9 protein-coding genes are annotated in these 12,883 nt (G+C 36.5%); 4 read left to right on the top strand and 5 right to left on the bottom strand.

The genetic code is table 11. The annotated features are described in order from the left end of the window. Nucleotides 1-193: 193 nt before the first annotated feature. From rpsJ to rpsL, 4 genes are read right to left on the bottom strand one after another with little or no spacing between them, the layout of a single operon-like run. Nucleotides 194-499: a 30S ribosomal protein S10 gene (gene rpsJ / locus ACFJGY_RS03885; protein ID WP_002661363.1), complete on the bottom strand. Its 306-nt coding sequence runs from the start codon at nucleotides 497-499 to the stop codon at nucleotides 194-196. A 17-nt stretch (nucleotides 500-516) separates the two neighbouring features. After that, a complete protein-coding gene (gene fusA, locus ACFJGY_RS03880; RefSeq protein ID WP_379968322.1) occupies nucleotides 517-2,634 on the bottom strand; it encodes an elongation factor G in 2,118 nt (705 codons plus the stop codon). A 6-nt stretch (nucleotides 2,635-2,640) separates the two neighbouring features. Continuing rightward, nucleotides 2,641-3,117 (bottom strand): 30S ribosomal protein S7, encoded by a 477-nt coding sequence (gene rpsG, locus ACFJGY_RS03875; protein ID WP_379968320.1) that lies wholly within the window; start codon nucleotides 3,115-3,117, stop codon nucleotides 2,641-2,643. Between the two features lie 23 nt (nucleotides 3,118-3,140). Beyond that, entirely contained in the window at nucleotides 3,141-3,554 is a 414-nt protein-coding gene (rpsL, locus tag ACFJGY_RS03870) for a 30S ribosomal protein S12 (protein WP_027383325.1), read from the bottom strand. 219 nt (nucleotides 3,555-3,773) lie between these two features. Here rpsL and ACFJGY_RS03865 point away from each other — a divergent pair, with 219 nt between their 5' ends. Continuing rightward, nucleotides 3,774-4,250, top strand: coding sequence for a Dps family protein (locus ACFJGY_RS03865; RefSeq protein WP_379968318.1), 477 nt, complete (start codon nucleotides 3,774-3,776; stop codon nucleotides 4,248-4,250). A gap of 44 nt (nucleotides 4,251-4,294) precedes the next feature. On the opposite strand, the gene ACFJGY_RS03860 is transcribed toward ACFJGY_RS03865, so the two are convergent. After that, a complete protein-coding gene (locus ACFJGY_RS03860) occupies nucleotides 4,295-5,881 on the bottom strand; it encodes a hypothetical protein (RefSeq protein ID WP_379968316.1) in 1,587 nt (528 codons plus the stop codon). Nucleotides 5,882-5,980: 99 nt separating this feature from the next. On the opposite strand from ACFJGY_RS03860, the gene ACFJGY_RS03855 reads away from it, so the two are divergent. The 3 genes from ACFJGY_RS03855 to ACFJGY_RS03845 all read left to right on the top strand — a co-directional run bounded on the left by ACFJGY_RS03855 (nucleotide 5,981) and on the right by ACFJGY_RS03845 (nucleotide 12,882). Next, on the top strand, nucleotides 5,981-7,618 hold the full coding sequence (locus tag ACFJGY_RS03855) for a leucine-rich repeat domain-containing protein (protein WP_379968314.1): 1,638 nt from the start codon (nucleotides 5,981-5,983) through the stop codon (nucleotides 7,616-7,618). 258 nt (nucleotides 7,619-7,876) lie between these two features. Further along, nucleotides 7,877-11,224, top strand: coding sequence for a methylmalonyl-CoA mutase family protein (locus tag ACFJGY_RS03850; protein ID WP_379968312.1), 3,348 nt, complete (start codon nucleotides 7,877-7,879; stop codon nucleotides 11,222-11,224). Nucleotides 11,225-11,814: 590 nt separating this feature from the next. Beyond that, nucleotides 11,815-12,882 carry a LysM peptidoglycan-binding domain-containing protein gene (locus tag ACFJGY_RS03845; protein WP_379968310.1) on the top strand — a complete coding sequence of 356 codons (1,068 nt, stop codon included), beginning with the start codon at nucleotides 11,815-11,817 and terminating at the stop codon, nucleotides 12,880-12,882. Nucleotide 12,883 lies beyond the last annotated feature (1 nt).

The raw sequence follows: 12,883 nt of genomic DNA, 5'->3' as shown, positions 1-12,883 counted from the left end.
ATATATTGTTTTATAAAAATTATTGAAAATTTAACAATTGAATATAATTTATCTATCTAAAAGCCTATATCTGATAAATTTCTTAAATTCGATTTTAAGTTTTTTTTAAGGTGTCTTAAGATTTTTATGATAAATACGTAAAAAAATCCCCAATCTTTCGAAAGGGGATTCTATAATGATGATAATTAAATTATCACACTTTAATTTCTACATCTACACCACTTGGTAATTCAAGTTTCATCAATGCATCCACAGTTTTAGAAGAAGAAGAATAGATATCCATCAATCTCTTGTGAGCTGATAATTGGAACTGCTCTCTAGCTTTTTTGTTTACGTGCGGAGATCTCAATACGGTGAAGATTCTCTTATTTGTAGGCAATGGAATTGGTCCGTTTACAACAGCACCAGTAGCCTTTACCGTTTTTACGATTTTCTCAGCAGACTTGTCCACCAAGTTGTAATCGTAAGATTTTAATTTTATTCTGATTCTTTGTGACATTTCTTTAATTTAAAAAATTAACCTTTTGCTTTAGCGATAATATCTTCAGCAACGTTTTGCGGAGTTGCCTGGTATTTCTCTAATTCCATAGAAGAAGTAGCTCTTCCTGATGAAAGTGTTCTTAGAGTTGTTACATATCCAAACATTTCAGAAAGTGGAACTGAACCTTTGATTACAACGGCACCGTTCTTTTCTTCCTGACCACTGATCGTACCTCTTCTTTTGTTAAGGTCACCAATGATGTTACCCATATATTCTTCCGGAGTTACAACCTCCAATTTCATAATAGGCTCCATAATTACCGGCTTAGCAGCACGTCCCGCTTCTTTAAATCCTAATTTTGCAGCTAATTCAAAAGAAAGTGCATCAGAATCCACCGCGTGGAAAGATCCGTCTTTAAGAGTAACTTTGATACCTTCAACTTCGAAACCAGCCAAAGGACCGTTTTTCATTGCAGCTTTAAAGCCTTTTTCAATGGCAGGAACAAATTCTCTAGGAACGTTACCACCTTTGATCTCATTAACGAATTCTAAACCAATTTTACCTTCTTCAGCTGGTCCTAGTTCGAATACGATATCAGCAAATTTACCTTTACCACCAGATTGTTTTTTGTAAACTTCTCTGTGCTGAGCAACTTTTGTAAGATTTTCTTTGTATTCTACTTGAGGCTGTCCTTGGTTAACTTCAACTTTGAATTCTCTTCTCATACGATCTACAATGATATCAAGGTGAAGTTCACCCATACCAGAGATAATCGTTTGTCCAGAAGCCTCATCAGTTCTTACAGTGAAAGTAGGATCTTCTTCAGCCAATTTAGCCAGAGCGTTACCCATTTTATCCTGATCAGCTTTAGTTTTAGGCTCAACAGCGATACCAATTACCGGATCAGGGAAAACCATCGATTCTAGAACGATTGGGTTTTTCTCGTCACACATTGTATCACCAGTTTTGATAGATTTGAAACCTACCGCTGCACCAATATCTCCTGCTTCAATATATTCTACAGGATTTTGCTTGTTAGCGTGCATCTGATAGATTCTTGAGATTCTCTCTTTATCTCCAGAACGAGTGTTCAAGATATAAGAACCTGCATCTAATCTTCCAGAGTATGCTCTGAAGAATGCTAATCTTCCTACGAACGGGTCAGTAGCAATCTTAAATGCTAATGCTGCGAAAGGCTCATCTACAGATGGCTTTCTTGTGATTTCAGCGTCAGTTCTTGGGTCAGTACCTTTGATATCATCTTTATCCAATGGAGAAGGCAAGTATTTACATACTGCATCCAACATAAACTGTACTCCTTTATTTTTGAATGAAGAACCACAAGTCATTGGGATAATAGATAAATCGATAGTAGCTTTTCTAAGCGCTTCGTTGATTTCGTCTTCAGAGATAGAATCCGGATCTTCGAAGAATTTCTCCATCAAAGTATCATCGTAGTCAGCAACAGCTTCTACTAATTTCTCTCTGTATTCCAGAACTTCCGCCTTCATATCTTCAGGAATTGGCACTACTTCGAAAGTAGCTCCTTGTCCTGCTTCGTCCCAAACGATAGCTCTGTTTTTGATTAAGTCAACAACACCTTTGAAATCTTCTTCAGCACCGATTGGTAAAACGATTGGAACTGCATTGGATCCTAACATTGTCTTAACCTGGTTTACCACGTTAAGGAAGTCAGCACCTTGACGGTCCATTTTGTTTACGAATCCCATTCTCGCTACTTTGTAGTTGTCGGCAAGTCTCCAGTTTGTTTCAGACTGAGGCTCTACGCCATCTACTGCAGAGAATAAGAATACCAAACCATCTAATACTCTCAAAGATCTGTTAACTTCTACTGTGAAGTCAACGTGTCCCGGTGTATCGATGATGTTGAAGTGGTAAGGTTTAGTTTCTGGCAAAGCTTTACCCTGGTCTGTTGGGAAATTCCAAGAACAAGTAGTTGCAGCAGAAGTAATAGTAATACCTCTTTCAGCTTCCTGCTCCATCCAGTCCATTGTAGAAGCACCATCGTGAACCTCACCAATTTTGTGATTTACTCCTGTATAGAATAAAATCCTTTCTGTAGTGGTAGTTTTTCCCGCATCAATGTGGGCAGCGATACCAATATTTCTTGTAAATTTAAGATCTCTACTCATTTCTAATTAGAATTTGAAGTGTGAGAAAGCTTTGTTAGCTTCCGCCATTTTGTGAGTATCAGATTTTTTCTTGTAAGCAGCACCTTCTTCTCTTGAAGCCGCTACCACTTCGTTAGCTAATTTCAAAGCCATAGACTTATCATTTCTTGCTTTAGAATATTTGATTAACCATTTCATTGCCATAGAAATTTTTCTATCCGCTCTGATTGGCATTGGAATCTGGAAGTTAGCTCCACCTACTCTTCTGGAACGTACTTCTACGTGAGGCATAACGTTTGTCAATGCATCTTTCCAGATTTCAAGGGCAGTTTTCTCAGTTTCTCCTTTTTTAGTTTCTACAAGGTCTAATGCGTCATAGAATATTTTGAATGCGATAGATTTTTTACCATCCAGCATCAAGTTGTTTACGAATCTAGTTACCAATTGATCATTAAATTTTGGATCTGGTAACAACGGTCTTTTTTTCGCTTTTGTCTTTCTCATTGTTTCTGTACCTTATTTAATGATTACTTTTTCTTTCCTTTTGCTGGTGCTGCAGCTGCCTGACCTGGTTTTGGTCTCTTAGCTCCATACTTAGATCTTCTCTGAGTTCTTCCACTAACACCCGCAGTGTCCAGTGCTCCTCTTACGATATGATAACGTACTCCCGGTAGGTCTTTCACCCTTCCGCCGCGTACCAATACTATCGAGTGCTCTTGAAGATTATGTCCTTCGCCCGGGATATAAGCGTTGACTTCTTTACCGTTTGAAAGTCTTACCCTTGCAACTTTTCTAAGTGCAGAGTTAGGTTTCTTAGGAGTGGTAGTATATACTCTCGTACATACACCTCGTCTTTGTGGACAAGAATCAAGGGCAGCCGATTTACTCTTCTTGGTGAGTGCGACTCTTCCTTTTCTAACTAATTGTTGAATAGTAGGCATTTAATTGCTTTTTATTTTAGGGTGCAAAAATATGAATAATTTTTTAATGCACAAGTAGTTAGAACAAAAATAATTAGCGATTGAAATTTTCAATAAGCCAGTTATTCAATTTTGATAAGGATTGGGCAAGCAAATGATTAATTTTGGAAAGATTATTGATGATTGAAACACGATTTTCAATCAATCAAATTAAAATTAAAATCAATTAAACTTTACATAATGAAAAATGCAACATTGATCGGACTAAAAGAATCCGACTGCAAAAACATCTCAGACAAATTAAATGTACTTTTAGCAAATTACTCTGTCTTTTATCAAAACACGAGAGGTTCTCACTGGAATATCAAAGGTGATCAATTCTTCACGCTTCATCCGAAATTCGAAGAGTTATATAACAGTCTGGTTCTTAAAATTGATGAAATTGCCGAAAGAATATTAACGCTTGGTGCAACACCGGCTCATAATTATTCTGACTACCTCCAGGTTTCAACAATTAAAGAAAGTAAAGAAGTTTCTGACGGAAATAAAAGCGTCGAAAACATTCTGGAATCTTTCAAAGTGGTGATTGATCTTCAAAGAGAACTTCTTGACATTACAGACCAAGCCGGCGATGAAGGAACCAACTCCCAAATGAGCGATTATATTACGGAGCAGGAAAAAGAAGTCTGGATGTATAATTCTTACCTCGGGAAATAATTCAATCTTAAAAATTAAAATCCAGTCTTTAATGCTGGATTTTTTTATTTATATATATAATAATATTGTGTCACATTTTTGTTAAGATCGAATTTCTCCAAATTTCTTTTCAAAACTTCCGCATCTTTTTTATTAAAAGAGTACCAGACTACTCTGTTCTGAGCCGTCCCCAGATTATTCTCAATCTTCCAGGATGCAACCGGAATCCAATTATGCGGCACTTTATCCGGAAACCATTTTGGATAAATTACGGCAACTTTATATTGGTTTGATGAAATATAATCTGCCAGAAATTTGTGGTATTTTTTATTAAAATCGATTTCATTAAGTCCTTTGTTTTCAATATAAAATTTTGCAACGTCAGTCGATCCTAAGCCAACAATATCCAGCAATTGTGTTTCTCCAAAATAGGCAATAGCTCCGATATCATTCGCAACCGTTTTCTTTCCTTTATAAAACTGATGAAGAAATCTCCCCATTTCTACCTGCTGTTCTTCGATATTTTTAGATGACACTTTCAAAACAGGATGAGAATATACAAAACGATAAAATCCAACGAAGCAAAATCCGATAAAAAAAACAGAAAACAGATAGTAAATGATGTTCTTTTGATTAAATTTAAAATAATCAACAGCTATTGGAATCAGAACCAATAACAACATTATCATCAGATAATTTTCATACCGGTATTTGATCACCGCAAAAAGACTTTGCAAAATAACCGTTCCAAGAATCAGGAAAAGAAGACTTTCTTCCCGAATCAGATCTTTTAACTTTCGGTTTCGATATTGACTGCACAAATAAATAATCACACAGAAAAAAGGAAACAGAAACAATTTGTAAAATGAAACATTCAGTAAAATTCCTTTTTCGAAGATTCTCCAAATGCTCATTAGCAGATTACCTTCCGGATAACTTCCTTTGATGATGACAGAGTTCGGGAAGAAAAAACCGCCTTTTTCAACAGACATCAATCCGAAAATGATGATCGGCAAAAATCCAGCTAAAAGAATAAGTATCATTTCTTTGAATCTCTTTTCTATCAACAATAATAATCCCAGACAAAAAACGAAAAACATACTTTCGAAACGAACCATTCCTAAAAACAGAATCGCAATCAATAACCTAATAAAATCCGATCTTTTGAAATTGGTGACAAAATTCTTTTTGATAAAATAAACTGCCATCACAGACAACATCATATGAAGTGTCTGCTCCATCCCAAGAATTACCATCATATATAATAAGGACACCGGCAGAAAAAGAATCAATCCCAGCTTCAACTCTCTTTCCGAATAAAAATCACTGAAAAATCTATAAATCCAATAGACCGTAAAATATCCGGCTGCAATATTGATAATCATCGGATAATAGATATTATCGCCGAAAATTTTAATAAATGAACTTAATAATAAGGTGTAGAGGATAGACGAAGAAGCACTGTCAAAACTGTTAAGATTTATCGACCAAAAACCGTGTTCGCCAAAGTTTCTCGCAATCGCCAGATGGATATAAGCATCATCAATAGGATAAACAAATTGACTACCAGCCAACTGCAGATAAGAATATATAAAATAAAATCCTGTTACAATAGTAAATAACAAACTGTAATAAAGCAGATATTTTCGCATAAAAAACACATTCGAAAGCGAAAATAATCATTAATTTTTTAAAAAACAGATCAACTAATTCTATTATCCATTATATTTGTCGTTTAATTTTGAACACAGTTGAAAAAAATTATATTCTTTTTACTAATTTCCAATTTCCTTTTCTCTCAGTGGAGTATTTCCAATGCAGAAAGAGGCGCGCTTATTAATATCTACAATTCTACAGACGGAACCAACTGGAACAGAACCTGGGATCTGGAAAAAGACCCACGCAACTGGTTTGGCGTTGTGGTAAAAAATGGGGTGGTTACAGAACTTAATCTCAACGGAAATGCACTGAGCGGTGTCTTCCCGACTTACGTCTCATCGCTTACCAAACTTACAAAGCTAGACCTTAGTAATAATGTATTGTCCGGTGATGTTCCGATGGGCATTTCTTCTTTAAGCTCACTTGTAAAGCTGGATATCAGCAACAACAGACTTACTGGCGATCCTACAAATTCCTTAACCGGACTTTTCAATGTGCAAGATCTTGGCCTGGGAGGCAATACTTTTGCTATTTCTGATGTCAATGCAATGCTCCAGAATTTCAACAACATCAAGGTTCTGAATATTACAGATCTTGGCTTAGTTAATATTCCTGCAAAAATCACAGCATTTACAAATCTGGAAACTTTGATTCTGGACAACAATCCGATTGCGGCGAACGGATATGGAAATATTGCCGGACTTTCTAATCTGAAAACACTGTCACTTGCCGGAACGCAAATGGCTCAGATCCCAACTCAGGTCTCACAGCGCACACAGCTTACGAGTCTCAATCTTAGCAATAATAATCTCACAGAGCAGAACACATCCGGACTTTCTACATTGACAAATCTGGAATGGTTATCTCTGGAAAGCAATCAGCTGGCTCAGATTCCGGCTCAAATCTCTCAGCTTAAAAAATTAAAGACCCTTAATTTAGGAAGAAATAAAATCAGCGGCAGTGTTGCCGTTCTTACGGTGTTGACAGATCTTCAGCAGTTGTTTCTAAACAACAATGAGATCTCGGGAAACTTTCCTTCTGCCCTTTTAGGAATGTCAAAACTGATGATGCTGAATCTGAATAGCAACCAATTGACAGGCGAACTTCCGGATCAGTTGCCTCCGATCACTCATATCAGCAACAATCGATTTTCTAAAACCGATCTTGCAAATTACATCACAGATTTTGCAGAGCAGACGGATCTCAACTATTCACCTCAGCGGTATGACGAAGCAAAACTGGTGCTTGCTGTGGTTGGTCAGCCGGCAAAACTGGAGCAGTCTCTTTCAGTGAATTACACTTTTACCTGGTTCAAAAATCTAGATCAGAAACTAAATACGACAACAGAAAACCTAAATTTCAGCAGTGTAGAAAACACAGATTTTGCGGTTTACACAGCAGAAGCTTACACTTATAGTATTTTGAATAATAATGTTCTGTTTGATCTTTCTCTTTTCCGCGAACCTGTTACTTTGGCAGACGCACTTGGAACTTTAGGGGCTTCGGAGCTTAAAGATTTGAGTATTTATCCAAATCCTGCGACAGATTTCATCAATATTTATAATGTCAAACACCAGATCGAGAAAGTTGCTGTTTTCGACTTGAGTGGTAAACTAATGCTTTCGGATAACAAACAGAAGATCAATGTTTCCAGGCTTCCTTCAGGCGTTTATCTGTTATCTGTAAAAACAGAAGTTGGTTTCAAAAACTTCAAGTTTATTAAGCAGTAATATTTTCAGGAGCTTAATCCCGCTTTCCACTATATCTTTTTTGTCATTGCGAACCACGGTAATACATTGCTCGATGCTTTTTAGCGCAATAACAAAAAAGGATGCCGTTGCAATCGGGGCTATTTAGAACTTGTCCCCGAAATTCAACATTTTCAAAACCACACCATATTTAGTATAACATCTAAATTCCAATATCTAACCTCTTCTTATTCCCATTTCACAAAAAATATTATCTTTGGAAACAATCGATAATAAGAAATGGAAACCCAAAAATATACGCCAGTAAACAAAGTAAGAATCGTCACCGCAGCTTCTTTATTCGACGGTCACGATGCTGCAATTAATATTATGAGACGTGTGATTCAGGGAACGGGATGCGAAGTTATCCACCTTGGTCACGACAAATCGGCTGAAGAGGTGGTGAACACGGCCATTCAGGAAGACGCAAACGCGATTGCATTAACTTCATATCAAGGTGGTCACAATGAATATTTTAAATATATCTACGACCTTTTAAGAGAAAAAAATTCCCCACAGATCAAAATTTTCGGCGGCGGCGGCGGTGTAATCCTACCCGAAGAAATCGAAGATATTATGTCTTATGGTATTGACAGAATTTATTCTCCGGATGACGGCCGTGAACTTGGTCTTCAGGGGATGATCGACGATTTGGTGAAAAGATCGGACTTCGCAACAGGAAAAGATGTAGAGGCAAGTGATTTAGATTCAATCAGTTTTGAAAATTCTACAAGCATTGCAAAAATTATTTCTGCCGTTGAAAACTTTTCAGAAGAAAAACCGGAATTGGTAAAAGCGATTGACGAAAAATCAAAAGATTTAAATATTCCAATCATCGGTATCACTGGTACTGGCGGAGCCGGGAAATCTTCTTTGACAGACGAATTGGTAAGACGTTTTCTACGTTCCAATACAGATAAAAAAATTGCGATCATCTCGATTGATCCTTCGAAAAAGAAAACTGGAGGTGCATTATTAGGGGATAGAATTCGTATGAATGCGATCAATGATCCTAGAGTGTATATGCGTTCGATGGCGACGAGAGAAAACAATGTTTCTGTTTCGCCATTCATTCATTCAGCATTAAATGTGTTGAAATTAGCTCACCCGGATGTAATTATTTTGGAAACTTCAGGTATCGGACAATCTGGTTCGGAAGTTTCAGATTTTGCTGATGTTTCTATGTACGTAATGACGCCTGAATACGGAGCTTCAACACAGTTAGAAAAAATCGATATGTTGGATTATGCTGACTTGGTTGCATTAAATAAATCCGACAAACGTGGTGCTTTGGATGCACTTCAAGCCGTGAGAAAACAATTCCAAAGAAACCATTTGTTGTGGGAAAGTCCGTTGGATGATATGCCGGTTTATGCAACAAAAGCGTCTCAGTTTAATGACCACGGAACGACCGATTTATATAATCGATTAGTTGATAAATTGAATGAGAAATATTCTGACTTAAATCTGAAAGGTTTTGTTGAACAGGAAGTTTCTGAAGACATCACGATAATTCCTCCAAAAAGAGTTCGTTACTTATCAGAAATTGTTGAAAATAATAGAATCTACGACGCTAATGTAGAAAAACAGGCAGAATTAGCCAGAAAAATGTATCACATTGAAGGTGTGAAAAAATTTCTATCTAATGAAACTTTGGATGCTGAATATCAAAAAGCCGAAAAAGATCTTCAACAGGAAAATATCGATTTCCTAAAAAATTGGGATGATACGAAACAGGCTTTCAAGGCTGAGTTTTATTCATATTTCGTTCGTGGAAAAGAAATTAAAGTTGAAACCTCAACAGAATCTTTATCACATTTAAGAATTCCAAAAATTTCTTTACCAAAATATAATGATTGGGGCGACTTGATCCAATGGAAAGGTCAGGAAAATCTTCCGGGAGCATTTCCTTACACAGCGGGAATTTATCCTTTTAAAAGAACTGGAGAAGACCCAACAAGAATGTTTGCAGGAGAAGGCGGTCCGGAAAGAACCAACAGAAGATTCCACTATGTTTCTGCGGAAATGGATGCAAAGCGTTTGTCAACAGCGTTTGACTCAGTTACACTTTATGGACAAGATCCAGCTTTACCACCAGATATTTATGGTAAAATCGGAAATGCGGGAGTTTCTATCGCAACTTTGGATGATGCGAAAAAATTGTATTCCGGATTTGATTTGGTGAATGCGATGACTTCCGTTTCAATGACGATTAACGGACCTGCTCCGATGTTATTGGCTTTCTTTATGAATGCTGCAATCGACCAGAATGTTGAAAAATATATTGCTGAAAATAATCTTGAGGCTAAGGTTGAGGCTAAGCTTAAGGAAAAGTTTGATGATAAAGGTTTAGAAAGACCAAAATATAATGGAGAATTGCCTCCTTCCAATAATGGTTTAGGATTAAAATTATTAGGCTTAACGGGAGACGAAGTGATTCCTGCTGAAGCATATGCAGAAATTAAGGCTAAAACAATTGCAACCGTTCGTGGAACTGTTCAGGCTGACATTCTAAAAGAAGACCAAGCTCAAAATACTTGTATTTTCTCTACTGAATTTGCCTTGAGATTGATGGGTGATGTTCAGGAATATTTTATCACAGAAAAAGTAAGAAATTTCTATTCGGTTTCTATTTCTGGTTATCACATTGCAGAAGCGGGTGCGAATCCTGTTTCTCAGTTGGCATTTACATTGGCAAACGGTTTCACGTATGTTGAATATTATTTGTCAAGAGGAATGGACATTAATGATTTTGCACCAAACTTATCATTCTTCTTCTCCAACGGTATCGACCCTGAATATTCAGTAATCGGTCGCGTGGCAAGAAGAATCTGGGCAAAAGCGATGAAACTGAAATACGGAGCCGACGAAAGAAGCCAGATGTTAAAATATCACATCCAAACTTCGGGACGTTCGCTTCACGCTCAGGAAATTGATTTTAATGATATCAGAACTACTTTACAGGCGCTTTACGCAATCTATGACAACTGTAATTCACTGCACACGAATGCTTATGACGAGGCTATTACAACGCCTACTGAGCAATCGGTAAGAAGAGCGATGGCGATTCAGTTGATTATTAATAAAGAATTAGGATTGGCGAAAAATGAAAATCCGCTTCAAGGTTCATTTATTATTGAGGAATTAACGGATCTTGTTGAAGAAGCTGTTTATGCAGAATTCGACAGAATTACAGAAAGAGGTGGTGTTCTTGGTGCAATGGAAACGATGTATCAGCGTTCGAAAATTCAGGAAGAATCTATGCATTACGAATGGTTGAAGCACACCGGAGAATATCCGATTATCGGAGTCAATACTTTCCTTGGAAAAGATGGTTCGCCAACGGTTCGTCCGGGAGAAGTGATCCGTTCGACTGAAGAGGAAAAGCAAGTTCAGATTGAAACGCTTCATAATTTCCAACAGGCTAATGAAGACAAGTCTGAAGCCACTCTGAAAACTTTACAACACGCTGCCATCAACCAACAGAATTTATTTAATGTCATAATGGATGCCGTGAAATACTGTTCACTTGGGCAGATTACCAACGCTTTGTTTGAAGTGGGTGGTAAGTATAGAAGAAATATGTAGTCCGGCCCGTGTCGGGCAGACAATTCTTGATTACTAAACATATCAATAATTTATAAATCAAACCTCAAGGAATTTCTTTGAGGTTTTTTTGTTACTTGGTGCCAATATGTGGTCTTGTAGCTATAATTATGATTAGTCTTTACTTAAAAACCATCTATAATACCACTCGACTACTCTGTAATACTACTGGAGTAATCTGTAACATCATTCGGGTAGTATGTAACACTACTGCGCTACTCTGTAACACTACTCCACTACGCTGTAATACTAGTCGGGTAGTCTGTAATACTGCTCCAATACTCTATAATGTTACAATTTTGTAGTAAGACTAGATTACCTTTATTATAACACACGAAAGGATGCTCGTTAAGAAAAAGGGAAATCTAAAAATTATCAATGGGGCAACTAATTGTGCTAATGGTATTGCATAAAACAATTATTGCTGCGGAAAGATTACTCATTCTTTGTATGAAGCTAGTAACAAGTATAGAAATAAGTCATTCTCAGAATAATATTCATTTTTTTATAAAATCAAACCCTGCACAGATTTATTTAAGTTTTTTTGTACTTTTATAAAAACAAAAACACAAATGAACATTAGTATTTCTACTTATGAAATTAAGTATGGAGACACTCTTGACTCCGTTGCTGAACAATTTGGAATTTCCGCAGAAGAATTAAAGCGCTATCATAATACGTATTCTGATTTAAAAAATCTTATAGAATATAACCTGAATGGACTCTCTGAAATTTTTATTCCTCCACGTGAAAGAATTATAGAAATCCAGAAAAATCAAAAAGAATTATCTTTAGCCAGTGGTCTTCCCTCACTCTATTTAACGGCTGGATTTTACGCTTCGAATTATAAAGTTACAGAACGAATTGAGCAGATTGATAAAGAAGATATAGAAATTAATTATTCAACATCTGTTTCGCTTCAGGAAACAAAAGATAAAGGATTTGTAGCGGAGATACAAACTTCCGGTTTCAAAAAGCACGGACAGACTCCTGATGATAAAATCAGCATGCTCTCTCTTGCCTGTACGGAAAGCATTTCGCCAATTAAATTTTCTGTTCCGGCACAAGGGAAAATAAATGGTTTTGATGACCATAAAGAACTGATTAAAAAATTCGAGAACAAACGGCCTGACTTGGAGTCGTTTTTCACCGGCGAAATTTCTACAGTCCATTTTAATCAATTTTATGAGAATCTCATTGATGAGAATTATCTATTGAAACAATTCAGCTCTGCTCTATTGTATCAGGTTTTATTTCCGAAAATGGACTGGTTTCATAGAAAAACTGAATGGAAAGAAAATTTTTATGTGATCCCCAACTCGTTTCCCGTAAAATGCCTATTCCATTGCGAATATAACTTTGAAAATCCCGAGACTGTAGAAACTATTATTAAAGGAAAAATTGCAGAAGAATGCAGTTTACAGGAATTATTGAAGGGAGTAAAATTTGATGAATCACCGGAAGACAAATTAAAGGGTGATTTAGAATTACATTATACAACTAATAAAGAAACTAAACAATTAAAAAATGTGGAAGCCAGCATTATGCTTTTTCATAATGAAGAATTTTACAGGAAATATAATCTGAAACTGATAGCAAAAGAAAACATAAAGCAAAAGTTTAACACTTTGATCGATTAAT

The organism is Epilithonimonas sp. UC225_85 (assembly GCF_042695135.1).
In the GTDB taxonomy this organism is placed as follows: Bacteria; Bacteroidota; Bacteroidia; order Flavobacteriales; family Weeksellaceae; genus Epilithonimonas.
This window is presented reverse-complemented; position numbering and strand designations above follow the sequence as displayed.

What these genes read in the sequence shown, in the direction of transcription:
- ACFJGY_RS03845 (WP_379968310.1), top strand. Translation starts at nt 11,815, where the DNA reads ATGAACATTAGTATTTCTACTTATGAAATTAAGTATGGAGACACTCTT.
- rpsL (WP_027383325.1), bottom strand. Translation starts at nt 3,554, where the DNA reads ATGCCTACTATTCAACAATTAGTTAGAAAAGGAAGAGTCGCACTCACC.
- rpsG (WP_379968320.1), bottom strand. Translation starts at nt 3,117, where the DNA reads ATGAGAAAGACAAAAGCGAAAAAAAGACCGTTGTTACCAGATCCAAAA.
- fusA (WP_379968322.1), bottom strand. Translation starts at nt 2,634, where the DNA reads ATGAGTAGAGATCTTAAATTTACAAGAAATATTGGTATCGCTGCCCAC.
- ACFJGY_RS03860 (WP_379968316.1), bottom strand. Translation starts at nt 5,881, where the DNA reads ATGCGAAAATATCTGCTTTATTACAGTTTGTTATTTACTATTGTAACA.
- rpsJ (WP_002661363.1), bottom strand. Translation starts at nt 499, where the DNA reads ATGTCACAAAGAATCAGAATAAAATTAAAATCTTACGATTACAACTTG.
- ACFJGY_RS03865 (WP_379968318.1), top strand. Translation starts at nt 3,774, where the DNA reads ATGAAAAATGCAACATTGATCGGACTAAAAGAATCCGACTGCAAAAAC.
- ACFJGY_RS03850 (WP_379968312.1), top strand. Translation starts at nt 7,877, where the DNA reads ATGGAAACCCAAAAATATACGCCAGTAAACAAAGTAAGAATCGTCACC.